The organism is Streptomyces sp. SID5643, assembly GCF_009872555.1.
Lineage (GTDB): Bacteria > Actinomycetota > Actinomycetes > Streptomycetales > Streptomycetaceae > Streptomyces > Streptomyces iakyrus.
This window is the reverse complement of the sequence record NZ_WWIC01000362.1, coordinates 49004-71488: the sequence shown is the minus strand read 5'-3', so window position 1 is coordinate 71488 and position 22485 is coordinate 49004. Positions and strand designations below refer to the sequence as shown.

Here is a 22485-nt window from a genome sequence, read left to right as displayed (position 1 = left end):
TACGTCGTGCGCGGACGAAACGCTTCTTTTGGCCCGTGTGCCCGCGTAGGCGGCTCAGCGGGCGTTGAAGTACTTGGCCTCCGGGTGGTGGATCACGATGGCGTCCGTGGACTGCTCCGGGTGCAGCTGGAACTCCTCGGACAGCTCGACGCCGATGCGCTCCGGTTCGAGCAGGGCGGCGATCTTGGCCCGGTCCTCCAGGTCGGGGCAGGCGCCGTAGCCGAGGGAGAAGCGGGCGCCCCGGTACTTCAGCTCGAACATGCCCTGCATCTCGTCGGGGTCCTCGCCGGCGAAGCCGAGTTCGGAGCGCACGCGCGCGTGCCAGTACTCGGCGAGCGCCTCGGCCAGCTGCACGGACAGCCCGTGCAGTTCGAGGTAGTCGCGGTAGGCGTTGGCCTCGAAGAGCCGCGCGGTCTCCTCGCCGATGCGCGAGCCGACGGTGACGACCTGGAGGCCGACGACGTCGGTCTCGCCGGACTCCTCCGGGCGGAAGAAGTCGGCCAGGCACAGGCGGCGGCCCCGGCGCTGGCGCGGGAAGGTGAAGCGGGTGCGCTCGTTGCCCTGCTCGTCGAGGATGATCAGGTCGTCGTCCTTGGAGACGCACGGGAAGTAGCCGTAGACCACGGCGGCCTCCAGCATGTTCTCCGTCTGGAGCCGGTCCAGCAGGCCGCGCAGCCGGGGCCGGCCCTCGCTCTCGACGAGCTCCTCGTAGGACGGGCCCTCGCCGGTGCGGGCCTGCTTCAGGCCCCACTGGCCCTTGAACAGGGCGCCCTCGTCGAGCCAGCTCGCGTACTCCTTGAGCTGGATGCCCTTGATCACGCGGGTGCCGCGGAAGGGCGGGGTGGGCACGGGGTTGTCGGTGGCGACGTCGGAGCGGACGTGCCCCTCCTCGGGGCGCTCCTCCGCCGCGGCCGGGGCCGTCGCCCGGACCCGGCGCTGCTTGAGCTCGGGCAGCTTCGCGCCCGGCACGCCCCGCTTGACGCCGATGAGCGCGTCCATCAGGCGCAGGCCCTCGAAGGCGTCGCGGGCGTAGCGGACCTCGCCCTCGTAGATCTCGTGCAGGTCCTGCTCGACGTAGGCGCGGGTGAGGGCGGCGCCGCCGAGGATGACCGGGTAGCCGGAGGCCAGGCCGCGCTGGTTGAGCTCCTCCAGGTTCTCCTTCATGATCACGGTGGACTTCACCAGGAGACCGGACATGCCGATGACGTCGGCCTTGTGCTCCTCGGCGGCTTCCAGGATCGCGGAGACCGGCTGCTTGATGCCGAGGTTGACGACGTTGTAGCCGTTGTTGGACAGGATGATGTCGACGAGGTTCTTGCCGATGTCGTGCACGTCGCCGCGAACGGTGGCCAGCACGATGGTGCCCTTGCCGGCCTCGTCGGTCTTCTCCATGTGGGGTTCGAGGTGGGCGACGGCCGTCTTCATGACCTCGGCGGACTGCAGGACGAACGGCAGCTGCATCTGGCCGGAGCCGAACAGCTCGCCGACGACCTTCATGCCGTCCAGCAGGGTCTCGTTGACGATGTCGAGGGCGGGCCGCTCCTGGAGGGCCTCGTCGAGGTCCTCTTCGAGGCCGTTCTTCTCGCCGTCGATGATGCGGCGCTTGAGGCGCTCGTCCAGCGGCAGGGCGGCCAGTTCCTCGGCCTTGCCGGCCTTGAGGGACTTGGCGGTGGCGCCCTCGAAGAGCTGCATGAGCTTCTGCAGCGGGTCGTAGCCCTCGGCGCGGCGGTCGTGGATGAGGTCGAGGGCCGTCCGGACCTCCTCCTCGCTGAAGCGGGCGATCGGCAGGATCTTGGAGGCGTGCACGATCGCCGAGTCCAGGCCCGCCTTGACGCACTCGTCGAGGAACACGGAGTTGAGCAGGATGCGGGCGGCCGGGTTGAGGCCGAAGGAGATGTTGGACAGGCCGAGCGTGGTCTGCACCTTCGGGTGGCGCCGCTTGAGCTCGCGGATGCCCTCGATGGTGGCGATGCCGTCCTTGCGGGACTCCTCCTGGCCGGTACAGATGGTGAAGGTCAGGCAGTCGACGAGGATGTCCTCCTCGTGGATGCCCCAGTTGCCGGTCAGGTCGTCGATGAGCCGTTCGGCGATCTCGACCTTCTTCTCGGCGGTGCGGGCCTGGCCCTCTTCGTCGATGGTGAGCGCGATGAGGGCGGCGCCGTGCTCCTGGGCGAGGGCCGTGACCTTGGCGAAGCGGGACTCGGGGCCGTCGCCGTCCTCGTAGTTCACGGAGTTGATCACCGCACGGCCGCCGAGCTTCTCCAGCCCGGCGCGGATGACGTCGACCTCGGTGGAGTCCAGCACGATGGGCAGGGTGGAGGCGGTGGCGAAGCGGCCGGCCAGCTCCTCCATGTCGGCGACGCCGTCGCGGCCGACGTAGTCCACGCACAGGTCGAGCATGTGCGCGCCCTCACGGATCTGGTCGCGGGCCATCTCCACGCAGTCGTCCCAGCGGCCCTCCAGCATGGCCTCGCGGAACTTCTTCGAGCCGTTGGCGTTGGTGCGCTCGCCGATGGCCAGGTAGGAGGTGTCCTGCCGGAACGGCACGGACTGGTACAGGGAGGCCGCGCCGGGCTCGGGCTGCGGGGCGCGCTCGGTGGGGGCGGTGTCCCGGACGCGCTCGACCAGCTGCCGCAGGTGCTCGGGGGTGGTGCCGCAGCAGCCGCCGACGAGGGAGAGGCCGTAGTCGCGGACGAAGGTGCCCTGGGCCTCGGCCAGCTCGGGCGCGGTCAGCGGGTAGTGGGCGCCGTCCTTGGTCAGCACGGGCAGGCCCGCGTTGGGCATGCACGACAGCGGGATGCGGGAGTGCCGGGACAGGAAGCGCAGGTGCTCGCTCATCTCGGCCGGGCCCGTGGCGCAGTTCAGGCCGATCATGTCGATGCCGAGGGGCTCCAGCGCGGTCAGGGCCGCGCCGATCTCGGAGCCGAGCAGCATGGTGCCGGTCGTCTCCACGGTCACGGAGACGATCAGCGGTACGGAGTGGCCGGTGGCCTCCATGGCCCGGCGGGCGGCGATGACGGAGGCCTTCGTCTGGAGCAGGTCCTGCGTGGTCTCCACGAGCAGCGCGTCGGCGCCGCCGGCGAGCAGGCCCTCGGCGTTCTGCTGGTAGGCGTCCCGGATGGCGCCGAAGGTGGTGTGGCCGAGGGTGGGCAGCTTGGTGCCGGGTCCCATCGAGCCGAGCACCCAGCGCTGCTGCCCGGTGCTGCGGGTGAACTCGTCGGCCACCTCGCGGGCGATCCGGGCGCCTGCCTCGGACAGCTCGGTGACGCGCTCGGGGATGTCGTACTCGCCGAGGGCGGTGAGGTTGGCGCCGAAGGTGTTGGTCTCCACGCAGTCCACGCCGACGTCGAAGTAGGCGGCGTGCACCGAACGGACGATGTCCGGGCGTGTCAGGTTGAGGATCTCGTTGCAGCCCTCGAGATTCTCGAAGTCCTCAAGGGTGGGGTCCTGCGCCTGGAGCATGGTGCCCATGGCTCCGTCGGCCACGACCACGCGGGTGGCCAGGGCTTCTCGGAGCGCGGACGCACGGGTCCGGCTGTCTGCGGAAGGGGTCGGCGGCAACGAGGCCATGAAAAGGGCTCCCTCGGATGCGACGGCTGTCGGCTTTGCGGCTTCCCGGACAGCCGAAGGGCATCCGGGATGGGCGCACCGCGCCAGCGTAACCGGGAGTGGGCTTGGATGGGCAGCACGTCCACGGGGCGGACTCCGGTGGTGCCGAGCGCCCCGCGGGCGACGGATCAGCCACCGGTGGCTGAAAAATGGCGACCTGCCATTAGCGAGAGGTCGGCATCGACCGGTAGTGTTCGACATTGCCGAACGAGGGCTGTGGTGCCGCTTGTCGGCGGTCGAAGGGGACGGAGGCAGTACGGCGATGGCACGGAACATCCAGTCGCTCGAACGGGCGGCCGCGATGCTGCGGCTGCTCGCGGGCGGCGAGCGGCGGCTCGGCCTGTCGGACATCGCCTCGTCGCTGGGCCTGGCCAAGGGCACCGCCCACGGCATCCTGCGCACCCTCCAGCAGGAGGGCTTCGTGGAGCAGGACGACGCCTCCGGGCGCTACCAGCTGGGCGCCGAACTGCTGCGTCTGGGCACCACCTATCTCGACGTGCACGAACTGCGGGCCCGCGCCCTGGTCTGGGCGGACGACCTGGCCCGCTCCAGCGGCGAGAGCGTCTATCTCGGCGTCCTGCACCAGCAGGGCGTACTGATCGTGCACCACGTCTTCCGGCCCGACGACAGCCGGCAGGTCCTGGAGATCGGGGCCATGCAGCCACTGCACTCCACAGCCCTGGGCAAGGTGCTGTCCGCCTACGACCCGGTGGCGCACAGCGAGGCCCTGGAGGCCGACCGCAAGGCGTTCACCGACCGGACGGTGTGCGAGCCGGAGGACTTCGAGCACCTCCTGGACGTGACCCGCGCGCGCGGGTACGCGGCCGATGTGGAGGAGACCTGGGAGGGCGTCGCCTCCCTGGCCGCACCCATCCACGACCGGCGGCGCATGCCCGTCGGGGCGGTCGGCATCACCGGCGCCGTGGAGCGGCTGTGCCGGTCCGACGACGAGCGGGCGCTGCGTCCCGAGCTCATCGCGGCCGTACGGGACTGCGCCCGCGCGGTCTCGCGGGACCTGGGCGCCGGGCGGTTCTGAGGGCACACGAGCGGACCGGGCCGTCGCACGGCGTCCCGGTCCTCGGCATGTCCGCGCTCACCTGCGGAGAAGATCACGGGGGCCGCGGCGATCAGTAACGATCAGATTTTCGAGTCCACAGCCCTTGACGTGCTCGTAACGCCGAAGCAAGACTCCCGTCCATCGGTCGACATTGTCGAACAGCTACCGGCAATACGCGCTAGAGTGTGACAACGCCAGGCCGGTATCGAACTTCCCTGGACGTAGGACAAAGGAGTCGCGGGTGTCCAGCTCCGACATCTTCATCGGCGAGACCATCGGTACCGCCATACTCATCCTCCTCGGCGGCGGCGTCTGTGCCGCCGTCACGCTGAAGGCCTCCAAGGCACGCAACGCCGGCTGGCTCGCCATCACCTTCGGGTGGGGCTTCGCGGTGCTCACGGCCGTCTACACCTCGGCACCGCTGTCCGGTGCCCATCTGAACCCGGCCGTGACGCTGGCCATCGCCATCAAGGACGGCGACTGGAAGAACGTCCCGGTCTACTGGGCCGGACAGGTCCTCGGCGCCATGATCGGCGCGGCCCTGGTCTGGATCGCTTACTACGGTCAGTTCCACGCCCACCTCACCGACCGCGAGATAGTCGGCGGCCCGGGTGCGCAGGACACCGCGGCCAAGGCCGTCGAGGCCCAGGAGAAGGGCGCGGGCCCCGTGCTGGGCGTCTTCTCCACCGGCCCCGAGGTCCGGGTCGCCTGGCAGAACGTCGCGACGGAGATCATCGGCACGGTCGTGCTGGTGCTCGCCGTGCTCACCCAGGGCCTGAACGACAAGGGCAACGGCCTGGGCACCCTGGGCGCCCTGGTCACCGCGCTCGTCGTGGTCTCCATCGGCCTCTCCCTCGGCGGCCCGACGGGGTACGCGATCAACCCGGCCCGTGACCTCGGACCGCGCATCGTGCACGCCCTGCTGCCGCTGCCCAACAAGGGCGGCTCCGACTGGGGCTACGCCTGGGTCCCCGTGGTGGGTCCGCTGATCGGCGGCGCCATCGCGGCAGGCATCTACAACGTCGCATTCGCCTAGGAGCGATTCCCCGCCCTGCGGGAAACTTCCAGCACGCGCCGTACGTAAAGCCCCATAAACCCGGAATTACCAGGAGCACACAGTGACCGACGCGCACACCGCCGGCCCCTTCATCGCCGCCATCGACCAGGGCACCACCTCCAGCCGCTGCATCGTGTTCGACCGGGACGGCCGCATCGTCTCCGTCGACCAGAAGGAACACGAGCAGATCTTCCCGAAGCCGGGCTGGGTCGAGCACAACGCCACCGAGATCTGGACGAACGTCCAGGAGGTCGTCGCCGGGGCCATCGCCAAGGCCGGCATCACCCGCGACGACATCAAGGCCATCGGCATCACCAACCAGCGCGAGACGACCGTGCTGTGGGACAAGAACACCGGTGAGCCCGTCCACAACGCCATCGTGTGGCAGGACACCCGCACCGACGCCCTCTGCCGCGAGCTCGGCCGCAACGTCGGCCAGGACCGCTTCCGCCGCGAGACGGGCCTGCCGCTCGCCTCCTACTTCGCCGGCCCCAAGGCCCGCTGGCTGCTCGACAACGTCGACGGCCTGAAGGAGCGCGCCGAGGCGGGCGACATCCTCTTCGGCACCATGGACACCTGGGTCATCTGGAACCTGACCGGTGGTACCGACGGCGGCAAGCACGTCACCGACGTCACCAACGCCTCGCGCACGATGCTCATGAACCTGCACACCATGCAGTGGGACGAGAAGATCTGCGAGTCCATCGGCGTCCCGCAGCAGATCCTGCCCGAGATCCGCTCCTCCGCCGAGGTCTACGGCGAGATCACCGGCGGCAAGCTGGGCGACCTGCTCGGCGGCATCCCCGTCGCCTCGGCGCTCGGCGACCAGCAGGCAGCGCTGTTCGGCCAGACCTGTTTCGCCGAGGGCGAGACGAAGTCGACCTACGGCACCGGCACCTTCATGGTGATGAACACCGGTGACAAGATCATCAACTCCTACAGCGGCCTGCTCACCACGGTCGGCTACAAGATCGGCGACCAGAAGACGGTCTACGCCCTGGAGGGCTCGATCGCCGTCACCGGCTCGCTGGTGCAGTGGATGCGCGACCAGATGGGCCTGATCTCCACCGCCGCGGAGATCGAGACCCTCGCCCTGTCCGTCGAGGACAACGGCGGCGCGTACTTCGTGCCGGCCTTCTCCGGCCTGTTCGCCCCGTACTGGCGCTCCGACGCCCGCGGTGTGATCGCCGGCCTGACCCGGTACGTCACCAAGGCGCACCTCGCGCGCGCCGTCCTGGAGGCCACCGCCTGGCAGACGCGGGAGATCGCCGACGCCATGACGAAGGACTCCGGCGTGGAGCTGGCCGCCCTGAAGGTCGACGGCGGCATGACCTCCAACAACCTGCTGATGCAGACCCTCGCCGACTTCGTGGACGCCCCCGTGGTGCGCCCGATGGTCGCCGAGACCACCTGCCTCGGCGCCGCCTACGCCGCCGGTCTCGCCGTCGGCTTCTGGAACAGCACCGACGACCTGCGCGCCAACTGGCGGCGGGCCGCCGAGTGGACCCCCCGCATGGACGCGGAGACCCGCGCCCGTGAGTACAAGAACTGGCTCAAGGCCGTCGAGCGGACCATGGGCTGGCTCGAGGACGAGGAGTAAGAAACAGCATGACCACCAAGTCCACCCTGCAGACCGTGCCTGCCCTGGGGACGCACCCGGCCTCCGGCTCGAACCCGAGCCGAGCCGAGACCAGGGAGCAGCTCTCCAAGGCGTCGTACGACCTTCTCGTGATCGGCGGCGGCATCCTGGGCATCTCCACCGCCTGGCACGCCGCGCAGTCCGGCCTCAGGGTGGCTCTGGTGGATGCCGGCGACTTCGCCGGCGCCACGTCCTCCGCCTCCTCCAAGCTGCTCCACGGCGGCCTGCGCTACCTCCAGACCGGCGCGGTGAAGCTGGTGGCGGAGAACCACTTCGAGCGCCGTGCGGTCTCCCGTCAGGTGGCTCCCCACCTGGCGAACCCGCTCACGTTCTACCTCCCCGTGTACAAGGGCGGGCCGCACGGCGCGGCGAAGCTCGGCGCGGGCGTCTTCGCCTACTCCGCGCTCTCCGCGTTCGGTGACGGCGTCGGCCACCTCCTGTCCCCCGCCAAGGCGGCGCAGGACGTGCCCGAGCTGCGCACCGAGAACCTCAAGGCCGTGGCCGTCTACGGCGACGACCAGATGAACGACGCCCGCATGGCGCTGATGACGGTCCGCGGGGCCGTCGAGGCGGGCGCTGTGGTCCTGAACCACGCCGAGGTGACGGGCCTGCGCTTCACGCAGGGCCGGGTCACCGGCGCCGAGCTGAAGGACCGCCTGTCCGGTGACGAGTTCGGTGTCAGCGCCCGGCTCGTGCTGAACGCGACCGGCCCGTGGGTCGACCACCTGCGCAGGATGGAGAACCCGAACGCGGCGCCGTCCATCCGCCTGTCGAAGGGCGCGCACCTGGTCCTCAAGCGCACCTCCCCCTGGAAGGCCGCGCTCGCCACCCCGATCGACAAGTACCGCATCACCTTCGCCCTCCCCTGGGAGGACATGCTGCTGCTCGGCACCACCGACGAGGTGTTCGAGGGCGACCCGGCGGACGTCTCGGTCACCGAGCAGGACATATCCCAGATCCTCGACGAGGCCGCCTTCTCGGTCCGCGACCAGCAGCTGAGCCGCGACCTCATCACGTACTCCTTCGCCGGCCTGCGGGTGCTGCCGGGCGGCCCCGGCGACACCGCCAAGGCCAAGCGCGAGACGGTCGTGACGGAGGGCCGGGGCGGCATGCTGTCCGTGGCGGGCGGCAAGTGGACCACCTTCCGCCATATCGGCCGGACGATCATGAAGAAGCTGGAGGCGCTGCCGGGCCACCCGCTGGGCGACGACTTCGAACCGATCAGCGCGCTGCCGAAGAAGCTGCCGCTGCCCGGCATCGCCAACCCGCGGGCGGTCGCCCACCGGCTGCTCACCGACCGGCCGGCACCGGGCCCGCGCATGGCGGCCGACACCGCCAAGCACCTGGCGACGCACTACGGCTCGCTGGCCTTCGACATCGCCCGCCTGGCCAACGAGAGCCCCGAGCTCGCCGAACGCGTCCACCCCGACGCCCCGGAGATCTGGGCGCAGGTCGTCTGGGCCCGGGACCACGAGTGGGCCGAGACGCAGGACGACGTGCTGCGCCGCCGCACGACGCTGACGATCCGCGGCCTCGCCACGGACGACGTCCGCGCCAAGGTGCAGGACGTGCTCGACAAGAAGTAGGCACGAGTACGGGGGACCCCATCCCGGCAGGGGCGGCTCCACGCCGACGGAGCCGCCCCTGCCGCGTTCCCGTGGCCGCATAATGACCTGATACGTCGGAGGTCTTAAACGCACAGGGAGGCCGCCATGGCAGTCACCGACGAGGCGATCGAGAAGATCAAGGGGATGATCGTCTCCGGCGCGCTGCGCCCGGGCGACCGGTTGCCCAAGGAGAGCGAACTCGCCGCCGACCTGGGCTTGTCGCGCAACTCCCTGCGGGAGGCGGTGCGCGCCCTGTCGCTGATCCGGATCCTCGACGTGCGGCAGGGCGACGGCACGTACGTCACCAGCCTCGACCCGCAACTCCTGCTGGAGGCGATGAGCTTCGTCGTCGACTTCCACCGCGACGACACGGTCCTGGAGTTCCTGGCCGTACGCCGCATCCTGGAACCGGCGGCGACCGCCATGGCGGCGCTGCGGATCAGCGAGCAGCAGCTGGACGCGCTCGGCGCCCAGCTGGACAAGCTCGGCGACACCCCGTCCGTGGAGGATCTCGTCGCCTGCGACCTGGAGTTCCACCGGGGCATCGTGCAGAGCTCGGGCAACTCCGTGCTGTGCTCGCTGCTCGACGGCCTGTCAGGCCCCACGACCCGGGCCCGCATCTGGCGCGGCCTCACCCAGGAGGACGCCGTCGCCCGCACCCTGCGCGAGCACCGGGCGATCCTCGCCGCCCTGCGTGACCGGGACGCCGAGGCGGCGCGCTCGTGGGCGACCGTCCACGTCGCGAGCGTGGAGCAGTGGCTGCGCTCCACGCTGTGACCAGGGCCTCACGGACCGCCCGGACGAACCGGGGGTGTCCGGGGGCGGATCGCGGGGCAGTGATGGGGGCACTCCCCCTGCGAGGGGGCTGCGGGCGCCCCCGCGGCACGCCGTAAGGTTGGGTGGTCAAGCGAGGGCACGTCGGAAGGAGGCGCTGGGTGATCGAGCTCGAGGGGGTTCCCGAGCTGGTCGACCCGGTCATGGTGGCCGCGTTCGAGGGCTGGAACGATGCCGGCGACGCCGCCTCCACCGCGGTCGCGCATCTGGACCGGGAATGGAAGGGCGAGGTCTTCGCGGCGCTGGACGCCGAGGACTACTACGACTTCCAGGTCAACCGCCCCACGGTGTTCATGGAAGCGGGCGTCCGCAAGATCACCTGGCCGACGACAAGGTTGTCGGTGGTCCGGGTCGGTGGCGAGAAGCCGCGCGATCTGGTCCTCGTCCGGGGCATCGAACCGTCCATGCGGTGGCGTTCGTTCTGCAACGAACTGCTGGGCTTCGCACACGAACTGGGCGTGGAACTGGTGGTCGTCCTGGGCGCCCTGCTCGGCGACACCCCGCACACCCGTCCGGTTCCGATCAGCGGCACGACGTCCGACCCGGACCTGGCCCGCCGCATGGACCTGGAGGAGACCAAGTACGAGGGCCCCACGGGCATCGTCGGCGTCCTCCAGGAGGCGTGCACGCACGCGGGTGTCCCGGCCGTCTCGCTGTGGGCGGCGGTGCCGCACTACGTGTCGCAGCCGCCGAACCCCAAGGCCACACTGGCCCTGCTGAACCGTCTCGAGGACCTGATCGACGTGCGCATCCCGCTGGGCGAGCTGCCCGAGGACGCGCGCGCCTGGCAGGTCGGCGTGGACCAGCTGGCCGCCGAGGACAGTGAGGTCGCCGAGTACGTCCAGTCGCTGGAGGAGGCGCGGGACACCGCCGAGCTGCCGGAGGCGTCCGGCGACGCCATCGCCCGGGAGTTCGAGCGCTATCTGCGGCGCCACGACGGCGGCGGACCGCCCGGAGCCGGCGGTCACGCCACGGCGGACGGCAGCGACAGCACCTCGTACCTGCGGGACAACCCCAGCGGCCGCACCCGCCCCCCGAAGCCGCCCAAGCCGGGCACGGACGACGACGAGTCGTCGGAGGACTGAGGCTGAGGGCGTAGCACGAACGCCAGAGGGGCGTCTCCCGGGCCGGGAGACGCCCCTCCGTCCGTTTCCCGGGCTAGAGCGCCACACCCAGCAGCGCGTCCACCGCCCGGGAGACCACTCCGGGTGCGCCGGTGTCCGTGCCGCCGCTGCGCTCCTGGAGCGCGACCCAGCGGTCGACCGCGGCGAGTGCGGCAGGGGCGTTCAGGTCGTCGGCGAGGGCCTCGCGGATCTCGTCGACGAGCGCCTCCGCCGGCGGCCCGTCGGGCCGGGACACGGCGGCCCGCCAGCGGCCGAGCCGTGCGACGGCGTCCTGGAGGACCTGGTCGGTGTACTCCCAGTCGGCTCGGTAGTGGTGGGCGAGCAGCGTGAGCCGGATGGCGGCCGGGTCGACGCCGTCGTGCCGGAGCCTGGAGACGAAGACGAGGTTGCCCTTGGACTTGGACATCTTCTCGCCGTCCAGGGCGACCATGCCGGCGTGCACGTACGCCTTGGCCATGGGGAACTCGCCGGTGAGGGCCTGGGCGTGCGAGGCGCCCATCTCGTGGTGCGGGAACGCCAGGTCGGAGCCGCCGCCCTGGATGTCGAAGCCCATCCCGAGGTGGTCGAGAGCGATGGCCACGCACTCGATGTGCCAGCCGGGCCGTCCGCGCCCGAGCGAGCCGCCGTCCCAGCTGGGCTCGCCCTCGCGGGCCGCCATCCACAGCATCGGGTCGAGGGGGTTCTTCTTGCCCGGGCGGTCCGGGTCGCCGCCGCGCTCGGCGGACAGCAGCCGCATCGCCGCCGCGTCCAGGCCCGAGACCTTGCCGAAGTGCGGGTCGGACTCGACGGAGAAGTAGACGTCGCCGTCCAGTTCGTAGGCGGCACCGGCGTCCCGGAGCCGCTCGACGAGCGGGACGATCCCGGGTATGGCCTCGACGGCGCCTATGTACTGCCGCGGCGGCAGCATCCGCAGGGCCGTCATGTCCTCGCGGAAGAGGGCCGTCTCCTTCTCGGCGAGGGCGGCCCAGTCGATGCCGTCGCGCTGTGCCCGCTCCAGGAGGGGATCGTCGACGTCGGTGACGTTCTGGACGTAGTGAACCTGGCGCTTGGTGTCGAGCCACACGCGCTGCACGAGGTCGAACGCGTTGTAGGTCGCCGCGTGTCCCAGGTGCGTGGCGTCGTACGGGGTGATGCCACAGACGTAGATACGGGCGACGGGACCGGGGTCGAGGGTGACGAGGCCGCCGGTCGCGGTGTCGTGGATCCTCAGGTCGCGGCCCTGACCAGGCAGGGCGGGGACCTCGGAAGCGGGCCAGGCATGCATGCCTTGAGCCTAACCGGACTGAAGTTCCATATACGAATGGGAGCGGTCCACTCGGCCGAGAAGGCGCTCTTGCGGTGATCCGGCGGCTGTGCTGCTACACGGGTGGCCAGGGAATCGCCGGCCATTCCCCGCCCGGCTCCGGGTGGGTTCCCGAGGCGAGCAGGGCGCCGACGCGGGCCCGGGTGGCGTCGATCTCGGCGCCGGTGATCAGCGGTGCGAGCCGCGCGGCGAGCGGCCCGCCCTCGGCCAGGCCCTTCCTGAGGCCTTCGAGGACGCCGGCGGCCTCCTGCGTGAGCGGCTCCCCCGCCCACCCCCACAACAGGGTCCGCAGCTTGTTCTCGGCGTTGAACGTGACCCCGTGGTCGATGCCGTACAACCGTCCCTCACCGGTGGGCAGCAGGTGTCCGCCCTTGCGGTCGGCGTTGTTGATCACCGCGTCGAGGACCGCGAGCCGCCGCAGCCGTTCGTCGTCGGCGTGCACGAGCAGCGCGGTGCGTCCCTCGCCGACCTCGGCGAAGCCGACCGCCTTCCAGCCCGGCCCGGGCTCCTCGCCGTCGACCAGGGCGAGCAGTTCCGCCTCGGGCGTCACCTCGACCCACAGCTGGCACATGCCCTCGCCGTGGGGCCCGTCGCGCAGCACGGTGGGCGGCACGAGGCCCCAGCCGGTCGCCTCCGAGACCTCGTACGCGGCGACCTCGCGCTGGGCCAGCGTCCCGTCGGGGAAGTCCCACAGCGGCCGCTCGCCCGCGACCGGTTTGTAGATGCAGGCCGCGTCCTGCCCGTCGTAGGACACCGTGCAGTACAGGGCCGCGTTGGAGGCCTCACGGATGCGTCCGCGCACGGTCAGTTCGCCCCGGGCGAGCAGCTCGGCGGCGTTCACCGGAGGTGTCACGCTCCGCGGCGGTATCCGTTCTGGCGCGGACATACGTGTCCTTCCGGGTCGAGCGGGAGGCTGCACAGCGGGCACGGCGGCCGCCCGGCGTTGACGACGTCGAGAGCGCGCTTGGCGAAGGCCCTGGCCTGCGCGCCGGTGAGCCGGACCCGCAGCATCGGGGGCCCGTTCTCCTCGTCCTGGAGCAGCCGCTCCTCCGCCTCGGCGAGGTCCTCCTCGGATTCCGCGTCGAGCTCCACGAGCGCCTGCGCCTCGACGATCATGAGCTGCTCGTCGCCGTCCCAGGCGAGGGCCATGGTGCCGACCCGGAACTCCTCCTCGATGGGGGTGTCCAGCGGGGCGGTGTCGGTGTCCGAGGGCGCGACGGCGGGGACGTGGGCGCTGCCGCCGCTACGGCGTACGACCTCGTCGAGCAGTTCGTCCATGCGCTCGGCGAGGGCGGCGACCTGGGTCTTCTCCAGGGCCACGCTGGTCACCCGGGAGCCTGCGGAGGCCTGGAGGAAGAACGAACGGCGCCCGGGCAGTCCGACCGTACCGGCCACGAAACGCTCCGGATGGTCGTAGAGGAACACCTGACGGGACACGTCCTGTCTCCATTGGAATCGTGGGAACCGTGTGACCACGGCACTGCTGCGACCGCTTCACCCTACTGCGGCGAACGATCACGGTGCGCCCGCACCACCCCCGACTTCGGCCTCGCCGCCCGGCGGTGCCTCGCGCGGCACGAGGGAGGTGAAGTCGCCGGTGTCGCCGAGCCGGACGAGAAACGGCCGCAGTCGTGTGTAACGGATCGCGGTGATGGAACACGGTTCGACGGAAATCCGCTGGAAGAGGTCCAGGTGAAGCCCGAGGGCGTCCGCGACGAGCGACTTGATGATGTCGCCGTGCGAACACATGAGGTACACGGCGTCGGCGCCGTGGTCGCGCTCCACGCGCGCGTTCCACTCGCGGACGGCCTCGGCGGCACGCGTCTGCATGGACCGCATGGACTCCCCGCCGGGGAAGGCCGCCGCGGAGGGGTGCGCCTGCACGACCTCCATCAGGGGCTCGTCCTTGAGCTCGGCGAGCTTGCGTCCGGACCAGTCGCCGTAGTGGCACTCGCCGATGCGCTCGTCGGTGTGCGGGCTCAGTTCCGGCCGGGCGTCGAGCAGTGGCCGGATCGTCTCCTGGCAGCGCTGGAGCGGGCTGGTGACGATTTCGGCGAGGGGCAGTCCGGCCAGCCGCCCGGGGAGCGCGGCGGCCTGTGCGGCGCCGCGCTCGTCGAGGGAGACGCCGGGCGTCCAGCCGGCGAGCAGTCCCTCGGTGTTGGCGGTGGAGCGTCCGTGCCTGACCAGGATCAGCGTGGGCATGCGCTCCAGCGTAGGCGCACGCGCGCGTGCGGTGTCGTTTCGAGTGACGGGAGACTCGGTTCGTGATCGTCGACTGTGCCATCTACCGCGAAGGACAGCGGACGGAAGGGCCCGAGGACCTCTCCGACGCCCTGGGTGAGGCCCGCACGGCGGGCGGGTTCGTGTGGATCGGGCTGCACGAGCCGACGGAGGACGAGTTCGACCATGTGACCCGGGAGTTCGGGCTGCACCCGCTGGCCGTCGAGGACGCCCTCAAGGCCCACCAGCGGCCCAAGCTGGAGGTGTACGACGACTCGCTCTTCGTGGTGCTCAAGCCGGTGGCGTACGAGCCGCAGAGCGACACCGTCTCCTCCGGCGAGATCATGATCTTCCTGGGCGACTCGTTCGTCGTGACCGTCCGGCACGGCGAGGGCTCCCCGCTCAAGGCCGTGCGCCGGCGCCTGGAACAGGAGCCTGAGCTGCTCGGCAAAGGCCCCACGTCCGTGCTGTACGCGGTCGCCGACGCCACCGTCGATCACTATCTGGACGTGGCGACCGAGTTGCAGACCGATTTGGAGGGGCTGGAGGCGGAGGTGTTCTCGCCGGACGGCGGGGGGTCCCGGAACACGGCGTCCCGGATCTACGACCTCAAGCGGCAGGTCCTGGAGTTCCGGCGGGCGACCGGGCCGCTGGCCCCGCCGATGAGCCGGCTGGCGGGCACGGCGTCGACGGGAGTGGCCGTGCCGTTCGTGGACGACCGGGCCCGGCCGTTCTTCCGCGACGTCAACGACCACCTCACGCGCGTGAACGAGTCGGTGGAGAACCTGGACCGGCTGGTGTCGGACATCCTCTCGGCGCATCTGGCGCAGATGAGCGTCCGGCAGAACGACGACATGCGCAAGATCTCCGCATGGGCGGCCATGGCCGCGATCCCCACCATGCTGGCGGGGGTCTACGGCATGAACTTCGACCACATGCCCGAGCTGCGCTGGGCCTGGTCCTATCCGGCACTGCTCGTGGTGATGGCCGTCCTGGAGGTAATGGTCTTCCGGCTGTTCAAGCGTCGCGGGTGGCTGTAGCCGGGCCGGCTCAGGCGAACTCGGGTTCCGGGGAGGCGGGGCCGCCGAGGGCGTTGCGGCGCTCGGGCGTGGTCAGCGACACCATCCGGCGCCAGCCGCCCATGCGTTCGTAGGCGTACACCGCGTGGATGCCCGCCGCGAGCACCGCCGACTTGGCCTTGGACCAGCCGAGGATGCGGCCCATGTGCGCCATCACGGCGAGGCTGACGTCCCGGTAGATCCGGATCTCGGCGAGTGCGCACTCGCGCAGGGTGCGCTGGATGGCGCGGCCGTGGCCCGCGTAGGCGAAGCGCAGCAGTTCCTCGTGGCAGTAGGCGAGGTGGTTGTCCTCGTCGCCCGAGATCTGCTTGACCGCGCGGCCGATGTCGGGGTGGTCGGCGAAGTGCTTGCGGAGCAGGTCCATCTGCTCGGAGGCGCGCTGCTCGGTGACTCTGCTGTGCGAGAGGTAGGTGACGATGTCCTGGACCGTGAGCCGCTCGTCGCGGTTCAGCCGGGCGTGGGCCAGGCCGATGCCGTTCTTCTCCAGGAGCATGGTGTAGTCGGTCTCCGGCGGGACCGGGACGGGGTCGACGCCGCGCTTCTTCATCAGGGCGTTGAAGATCCGGCCGTGCTTGTCCTCGTCGGCGCCGTGCCGGCTGATCTTGGGGGCGAGTTCACGCTCGGCCTCGGGCACGAGCTCGGCGATCCGGGCGTTCTCCCAGCCGCCCTGGGTCTCGCCGCTCGCGGCGACGGAGCAGAACAGGGCGAAGGACTCGTCGTTGTCGAGGATCTCCTGGAACAGGCTCTTGGCCGAAAGCATCGTGGGCACCTCTCCCGCGCGCGTGGGCGTTCTGCGGTGTTCCGCAGGTTCTCGCGAAGAACGAGTCAAGTGCGGGGCGGAGGGTGCTGCAACAGGTGTGAGGGACAACTCCGCCGAATGGAGGACGACGGGGGCGGCGCGCCGGACCGGGTGAGCGGCGGTCTGCCGTAACCGCAGGCGGCCCGGCGCGTTGTTCTGCGTGACGGCCGTGGCGGGGAAGACCCCCGAGCCCCCACCACGGCCGCAGAAACTTCCTAGGCGAGTCCGGCCCGCTCCAGGGCTTCCGTGCCGGCCCGCAGGGACGCGAGCCGCTCGTCGAGCGTGAAGCCCGCCGGCGCGAGGGACAGGGTGGTGACCCCGGCCGCGGCGTAGGCCTTCATCCGGTCCGCGATCCGCTCCACGGAACCGAGCAGGGTCGTCTTGTCGATCAGGTCGTGCGGCACGGCGGCCGCGGCGCCCTGCTTGTCGCCGGAGAGGTACTTGCTCTGGATCTCGGCGGCCTCCTGCTCGTAGCCCATGCGCCGGGCGAGCTGGTTGTAGAAGTTCTGCTTGGGGCTGCCCATGCCACCGACGTACAGCGCGGTGTAGGGGCGGAAGGTGTCGGCGAGCGTGGCCACGTCCTTGTCGTCGCCGACGGCGAGCGGCAGGGTCGGGCAGACGTCGAACCCGTCGAGGGTCTTGCCGGCCTTCTCGCGCCCGGCGCGCAGGTGCGTGATCGTGGTGTCCTCCAGGTGCTCGGCGGAGGGGAAGATCAGCAGGGCGCCGTCGGCGATCTCGCCGGTCTGCTCCAGGTTCTTCGGGCCGATCGCGGCGATGTACAGCGGGATGTGCTCGCGCTGCGGGTGCACGGTCAACTTGATCGGCTTGCCCGGGCCGCCCGGCAGGGGCAGCGTCCAGTGCTGACCCTCGTAGGACAGGCGCTCGCGGGTCATGGCCTTGCGGACGATCTCGACGTACTCGCGGGTGCGGGCGAGCGGCTTGTCGAACTTGACGCCGTACCAGCCCTCGGAGACCTGCGGGCCGGAGACGCCGAGGCCCAGGCGGAAGCGGCCGCCGGAGAGGGAGTCGAGGGTGGCGGCGGTCATGGCGGTCATCGCGGGCTGGCGGGCCGGGATCTGGAAGATGGCGGAGCCGACGTCGATGCGCTCGGTCTGGGCGGCGACCCAGCTCAGTACGGTGGCCGCGTCGGAGCCGTAGGCCTCGGCGGCCCAGCAGACGGCGTACCCGAGGCGGTCGGCCTCCTGGGCGACGGCCAGGTTGTCCGCGTCCATTCCGGCACCCCAGTAGCCGAGGTTGATACCGAGCTGCATGCCGCATCCCCTTACTGATCAGTAACGTGCCTTGTGCGGAGACCTTAGCGCGGGGCCGGGGGCGCGGTACACGGCCACCGCCGCCATGTCGTTTAGATCTGTGAACAGGAATCATGGACGCGACCGTTGACGCGTCCGCGACCAGTCCCTACCTTTCGCGGGAAAGCGCTTTCCGTCATCCACCTTCCGCAGTCGAACGGAGAGGCACCGATGAAGCGAGCACTTCCCCTGAGACTCCACGCGACCCTGGCCACGATGGCCCTCGCCGCCGCGACCGGCACACTCGTGTCGATGCCCGAGGCCGCGGCGGCGACCGGCAGCGCCACCGGCTACGCGACCCAGAACGGCGGGACCACCGGCGGCGCCGGAGGCCAGACGGTCCGGGCGACGACGGGAACGGCCATCCACCAGGCCCTCTGCGGCCGGGCGAGCACCAGCACCCCGATCACCATCGAGGTCACGGGAACCATCAACCACGCCAACACCAAGAAGGTCTCCGGCGCCGGCTGCGACACCGCCGACGGCGTGATCGAGCTCAAGAAGGTCAGCAACGTGACCCTCGTGGGTGTCGGCGGCGGCGCCCTCTTCGACCAGCTCGGCATCCACATCCGCGAGTCGAAGAACATCATCGTCCAGAACGTGACCGTACGGAACGTCAGGAAGTCGGGCTCCCCCACCTCCAACGGCGGGGACGCCATCGGCATCGAGCGCAACGTCCGCAACGTCTGGATCGATCACACCACCCTGGAGGCGTCGGGTGGCGAGTCGGAGGGCTTCGACGGCCTGTTCGACCTCAAGGACGACACCCAGTACGTCACCCTGTCCTACAGCGTTCTGCGCAACTCCGGCCGCGGCGGCCTGGTCGGCAACAGCGAGAGCGACCGGTCGAACGGCTACATCACGTACCACCACAACCGGTACGAGAACATCGACTCCCGGGCCCCGCTGCTGCGCGGCGGCATCGCGCACCTCTACAACAACCACTACGTGCGGCTCAACGAGTCCGGCATCAACTCCCGGGCCGGGGCCCGCGCCAAGGTGGACAACAACTACTTCGAGGACTCCAAGGACGTCCTGGGCACCTTCTACACCGACCAGGCCGGCTACTGGCAGGTCGGCGGCAACATCTTCGACAACGTCACCTGGTCCGCCCCGGGCAGCGAGAACCGCCCGGCCGGCCCCGACCCGAAATCGAACACCACGGTTTCCATCCCCTACTCACACGCTCTCGACGCGGCAGGCTGCGTGCCCGCCGTCGTGAGCCGGACGGCGGGCGCGAACAAGGGGCTTCAGGTGTCGGACGGCAGGTGCTGAGCGAGGACGACGAGCCGCGGCCGGCCCGGGGCAACGGACCGGCCGCACCCGGAGATCCGACGGACCGGCCCCACCCGGAAATCCGTCGTCCACAGGCACCCACAGCGCAGGTTCTGGCCAGTAATCTCGGCGTTCATGGAGCAGAGGCATCTCGGCCGCACCGGCCTTCGTGTGTCCCGGATCGGGCTCGGCACCCTGACCTGGGGGCGGGACACCGACGAGCACGACGCCGCGGACCTGATGAAGACGTTCTGGGATGCGGGCGGGACCCTCGTCGACACCGCGGACGTGTACGGCGACGGGGACGCCGAGTACCTGCTCGGCAGGCTCATGGACGGCCTGGTGCCCCGCCGTGACCTGGTCATCTCGACCAAGGCCGGCAGCGTGCCGGACCCCGAGCGCCGCTTCGACGGCTCCCGCGGCCATCTGCTCTCCGCCCTGGACGGTTCGCTCTCCCGCCTCGGCACGGACTACGTCGACCTGTGGCACGTGCACGCCTTCGACCCGGACACCCCGCTGGAGGAGACCCTCCAGGCTCTCGACCTCGCGGTCTCCAGCGGGCGGGCCCGCTATGCCGCCGTCTCCAACTTCTGCGGCTGGCAGCTGGCCAGCGCCGCGACCTGGCAGCTGGCGGCCCCCGGAACCCGGACCCGGCTGGCCGGTACGCAGCTGGAGTACTCCCTGCTCCAGCGCGGTGTCGAACGCGAGGTGCTGCCGGCCGCGCTCGAACTGGGCATAGGCCTGCTGCCGTCCTCACCGCTCGGGCGCGGAGTGCTGACGGGGAAGTACCGGGGCGAGACGATGCCGCCGGACTCGCGGGGCGCCTCGGAGCACCTCGCGCCGTTCGTGGCGCCCTACCTCGACGACACGGCGAGCCGCATCGTGGACGCCGTGGCGACCGCGGCCGACGGGCTCGCGGTGACGCCGCTCCAGGTGGCCCTGGCATGGGTCCGCGACCGGCCCGGGGTGGCGGCGCCGATCGTCGGCGCGCGCAACGCGCAGCAGCTCACGGCGGCGTTGTCAGTGGAGACCCTTAGTCTTCCTGACGAGATCTGCCGGGCGCTCGACGATGTGTCGGCGCCCGTGCACCGCTATCCCGATCACGACTGGAGCACGCTGTGAGCACGGAGCCCGAGACCACGGAGGACGCCGAGCCGGGGCTGCCGGGCGCAGGGAGCACATCGGCCGGTGGGACCGGGAGCGGGACCGGGGACGGCGAGACCGGCGCCGCGCGACCGGCATCGGCGGAGGAACCCCGAGTCGGCGCGGAGAACCCCCCGGCCGAGACCGGGCAGGCCGCCTCAGGTGAAGGAGCCGATGCCGACACCGGGCAGGCCGCCTCAAGGGAAGAAGCCCAGGCCGACACCGGGCAGGCCGCCTCAGGGGAAGAAGCCCAGGCCGACACCGGGCAGGCGGCAGACACCGCGGACGGTGACGCCGGTACCCCGCAGGTGTCCGAGGCCGAGGCCGAGTTGCGGGCCCAGCAGGCCGAGCGGGAGCGCATCGAGCAGCGCAAGGCCGAGAAGAAGGCGCCGATCGCGAGCGGCACCAAGCTGAGCGGCAAGGCCGCCGATCTGCTGGCGGCCGTACGGGCCGTCGAGAGCGGCGAGAAGCCGTCGGCGGCTGTGTTCGAAGAACCGCCCCCCGCTCCTCGGCGCTCCGCTCCCGAGCCGGAGCGGCGACCGCGGCCGGTGGCGCCCGAGCCCGTCTCCGCGCCGGCGGGCCCCGCCCCGGAGGCGGTCCGGGCCGTGCGGCAGGTGCTCGGCGAGGGCGGTGCCCCGGAGGTGCTCGCTCAGCAGGCCGCCGCGGTTCTCGGCGAGGGCGCGGACGAACTGCTGCGCTCCGACCCCTGGCAGTTGCTGCGGATCGCCGGGGTGCGGCCCGAGCAGGCCGACGGTTTCGCCCGGGCCCTGCTCGGCGCCGCGTGCGGCCCGGACGACGCGCGGCGGGGCCGGGCCGTCACCGGCTGGCTCCTGGAACAGGCGGCGCTGGCCGGGCACACCGTCCTGGAGATGCCCGCACTCCTCGCGGCCCTCGCGCAGCGGGGCGTGCCGGAGCCCGAGAGTGCCGTGCAGGACGCGATCGCCGAGGGTGAGGCCCTGGTCTTCCAGGACGCCCTGGAGGGCGAGGCCGGCTCCCCCGCCCCCGCCCCGGTGGACGGGGAGGTCGAGGACGAGGAGCGTCCGGTCCGTGTCCTGGTCGGCCTGGAGCGGTACGCGATGGCGGAGGAGAGCCTGGCGGACGGGCTGGCCCGGCTGGTCAACTCGGCTCCCAAGCAGGACGGTTCGGCCGAGGAGTGGGAGCGCGCCGCCGCCGCGGCCCGGGGCTCGGCCGCGGAGCTGATCCGTGCGGTCGCCGGTCAGGGCCTGGTGCTGCACACCGGCGGGGAGGCGTCCCTGGCCGAGCCGGCGGCCCTGGTGAACGCCGCGTGCTCGCTCGGCCTGCGGGCCTGGGCTGCCACGCACGGCCCGATCGGCCGCAACCGTTTCGCGGCTCTGCTGCGGCGCTCCGGCCCGGCGGCGGACGCTCCGGGGCAGGTCGGCGAGGCACCCGTCGGCTCCCCCGTCGCCACCGTCTCCGGGCTGCTCACCGGCCTCGAAGGGCCCGGCCGGGACAGGGACGGGGCCCTCGATCTCGATCTGCTGGTCGTGCTCGACGCGCCCCAGCTGGATGTGGAGACGGCGGCTCTGCTGACCGAGTCGCTGCCGGACGGAGCACGGCTGGTGCTGGCCGGCGATCCGGCGGTGCTCTGGTCCGCAGGGCCGGGGCGGGTGTTCGCGGATCTGCTCGCGGCGCGCATCTGCCCCCAAGTGGCCTCGCGCCGGCCGGATCCGGGGCCGTTGGGCGAGCTGGTCTCCGGTGTCGGCATCGGCGAGCTGAACCAGGTCGAGGCCCCCGGCAAGGAGGTCGTGATCGTGCCGGTGCGGGACGCCGGCGAGGCGGTGCACCGCACGGTGCAGCTCGTCGTGGACTCGGTGCCGCGCGCGATCGGGGTACCGGCCGAGGAGACCCAGGTGATCACCCCCGGGCACGGCGGGGCCGTCGGAACGCGTGCGCTCAACGCGGCGCTGAAGGAACGGCTCAATCCGGGCCCGGGCCGCTTCGGCGGCTTCGACCCCGGTGACCGGATCGTGCACTCCCCCGCCCCGGGGCGTGCGCTGCCGGGCCGTGTGGTGACGGCGGACGCCGAGGGGCTGCATCTGTCGTGCGAGGGCGAGACCGTCGTCGTACCGAAGGAACGGGTGGAGCAGTCCGTGCGGCACGGGTGGGCGCTCACCGCGCACCAGGCCGTGGGGAGCCGGTGGCCGGCGGTGGTCGTGGTGCTGCCCGGCGACGCGGCGCAGGCGCTCAGCCGGCCGTGGGTGTACACGGCGTTCGGGCGGGCCGACCGGCACCTGTCCGTGGTGCACGGGGTGGAGCAGGCGCTTGCCCGGGCGGTGGCCGAGGTTCCGGCGAAGCCCCGGACGACGCGTCTGCCGGTGCTGCTGGCGCCGCAGATCAGCGGCACGTGACGGGGGTGGTGGTCAAGGGCCCGGGCCCTTGACCACCACCCCCGTGGCCGTCGGCGTGCG

At 71.4% G+C, this 22485-nt stretch carries 16 protein-coding genes and 1 pseudogene; 10 read left to right on the top strand and 7 right to left on the bottom strand.

What is annotated here, in order from left to right; genetic code table 11:
- Window positions 1-54: 54 nt before the first annotated feature.
- Entirely contained in the window at window positions 55-3570 is a 3516-nt protein-coding gene (gene metH / locus GTY56_RS38965; RefSeq protein ID WP_161369972.1) for a methionine synthase, read from the bottom strand.
- Window positions 3571-3871: 301 nt separating this feature from the next.
- Between metH and GTY56_RS38960 the strand changes: the two genes are divergently transcribed.
- The 6 genes from GTY56_RS38960 (at window position 3872) to GTY56_RS38935 (ending at window position 10888) form a co-directional block, all read left to right on the top strand.
- Window positions 3872-4645, top strand: a complete 774-nt coding sequence (locus GTY56_RS38960) for an IclR family transcriptional regulator (RefSeq protein ID WP_062925910.1) — start codon at window positions 3872-3874, stop codon at window positions 4643-4645.
- A gap of 262 nt (window positions 4646-4907) precedes the next feature.
- Complete coding sequence (locus GTY56_RS38955) at window positions 4908-5702, top strand: MIP/aquaporin family protein (protein ID WP_107458187.1); 795 nt, start codon at window positions 4908-4910, stop codon at window positions 5700-5702.
- An 82-nt stretch (window positions 5703-5784) separates the two neighbouring features.
- Window positions 5785-7323, top strand: a complete 1539-nt coding sequence (gene glpK, locus GTY56_RS38950; RefSeq protein WP_107458186.1) for a glycerol kinase GlpK — start codon at window positions 5785-5787, stop codon at window positions 7321-7323.
- Between the two features lie 8 nt (window positions 7324-7331).
- Window positions 7332-8948: a glycerol-3-phosphate dehydrogenase/oxidase gene (locus GTY56_RS38945; protein ID WP_161369971.1), complete on the top strand. Its 1617-nt coding sequence runs from the start codon at window positions 7332-7334 to the stop codon at window positions 8946-8948.
- 126 nt (window positions 8949-9074) lie between these two features.
- Window positions 9075-9746, top strand: a complete 672-nt coding sequence (locus GTY56_RS38940; protein WP_161369970.1) for a FadR/GntR family transcriptional regulator — start codon at window positions 9075-9077, stop codon at window positions 9744-9746.
- Window positions 9747-9904: 158 nt separating this feature from the next.
- Window positions 9905-10888 (top strand): PAC2 family protein, encoded by a 984-nt coding sequence (locus GTY56_RS38935; protein ID WP_161369969.1) that lies wholly within the window; start codon window positions 9905-9907, stop codon window positions 10886-10888.
- A gap of 73 nt (window positions 10889-10961) precedes the next feature.
- Here GTY56_RS38935 and mshC read toward each other — a convergent pair whose 3' ends face one another.
- From mshC to GTY56_RS38915, 4 genes are all read right to left on the bottom strand, one after another.
- The gene (gene mshC / locus GTY56_RS38930) at window positions 10962-12191 is read right to left on the bottom strand and encodes a cysteine--1-D-myo-inosityl 2-amino-2-deoxy-alpha-D-glucopyranoside ligase (RefSeq protein ID WP_161369968.1); all 1230 of its coding nucleotides are present in this window, start codon (window positions 12189-12191) and stop codon (window positions 10962-10964) included.
- A gap of 94 nt (window positions 12192-12285) precedes the next feature.
- Window positions 12286-13116, bottom strand: a complete 831-nt coding sequence (locus GTY56_RS38925; protein ID WP_202511329.1) for an Rv2133c family protein — start codon at window positions 13114-13116, stop codon at window positions 12286-12288.
- Window positions 13080-13667: an Rv2134c family protein gene (locus GTY56_RS38920; protein WP_033311881.1), complete on the bottom strand. Its 588-nt coding sequence runs from the start codon at window positions 13665-13667 to the stop codon at window positions 13080-13082. Before GTY56_RS38920 ends, GTY56_RS38925 begins: the two co-directional genes overlap by 37 nt.
- A 78-nt stretch (window positions 13668-13745) precedes the next feature.
- Window positions 13746-14432: a histidine phosphatase family protein gene (locus tag GTY56_RS38915; protein WP_161369966.1), complete on the bottom strand. Its 687-nt coding sequence runs from the start codon at window positions 14430-14432 to the stop codon at window positions 13746-13748.
- Window positions 14433-14494: 62 nt separating this feature from the next.
- Between GTY56_RS38915 and corA the strand changes: the two genes are divergently transcribed.
- Complete coding sequence (corA, locus tag GTY56_RS38910; protein ID WP_161369965.1) at window positions 14495-15490, top strand: magnesium/cobalt transporter CorA; 996 nt, start codon at window positions 14495-14497, stop codon at window positions 15488-15490.
- A gap of 10 nt (window positions 15491-15500) precedes the next feature.
- Here corA and GTY56_RS38905 read toward each other — a convergent pair whose 3' ends face one another.
- Window positions 15501-16289, bottom strand: a complete 789-nt coding sequence (locus GTY56_RS38905; RefSeq protein WP_161369964.1) for a ferritin-like domain-containing protein — start codon at window positions 16287-16289, stop codon at window positions 15501-15503.
- Window positions 16290-16543: 254 nt separating this feature from the next.
- Complete coding sequence (locus GTY56_RS38900; protein WP_161369963.1) at window positions 16544-17599, bottom strand: LLM class F420-dependent oxidoreductase; 1056 nt, start codon at window positions 17597-17599, stop codon at window positions 16544-16546.
- Between the two features lie 210 nt (window positions 17600-17809).
- Between GTY56_RS38900 and GTY56_RS38895 the strand changes: the two are divergent.
- The 3 genes and pseudogenes from GTY56_RS38895 to GTY56_RS38885 all read left to right on the top strand — a co-directional run.
- A pseudogene (locus tag GTY56_RS38895) lies at window positions 17810-18990 on the top strand (pectate lyase family protein); the annotation flags it as partial.
- Window positions 18991-19048: 58 nt separating this feature from the next.
- A complete protein-coding gene (locus GTY56_RS38890; protein WP_161369961.1) occupies window positions 19049-20035 on the top strand; it encodes an aldo/keto reductase in 987 nt (328 codons plus the stop codon).
- The gene (locus tag GTY56_RS38885; RefSeq protein WP_161369960.1) at window positions 20032-22425 is read left to right on the top strand and encodes a helix-hairpin-helix domain-containing protein; all 2394 of its coding nucleotides are present in this window, start codon (window positions 20032-20034) and stop codon (window positions 22423-22425) included. The genes GTY56_RS38890 and GTY56_RS38885 overlap by 4 nt, the downstream gene beginning before the upstream one ends.
- Window positions 22426-22485: the final 60 nt, after the last annotated feature.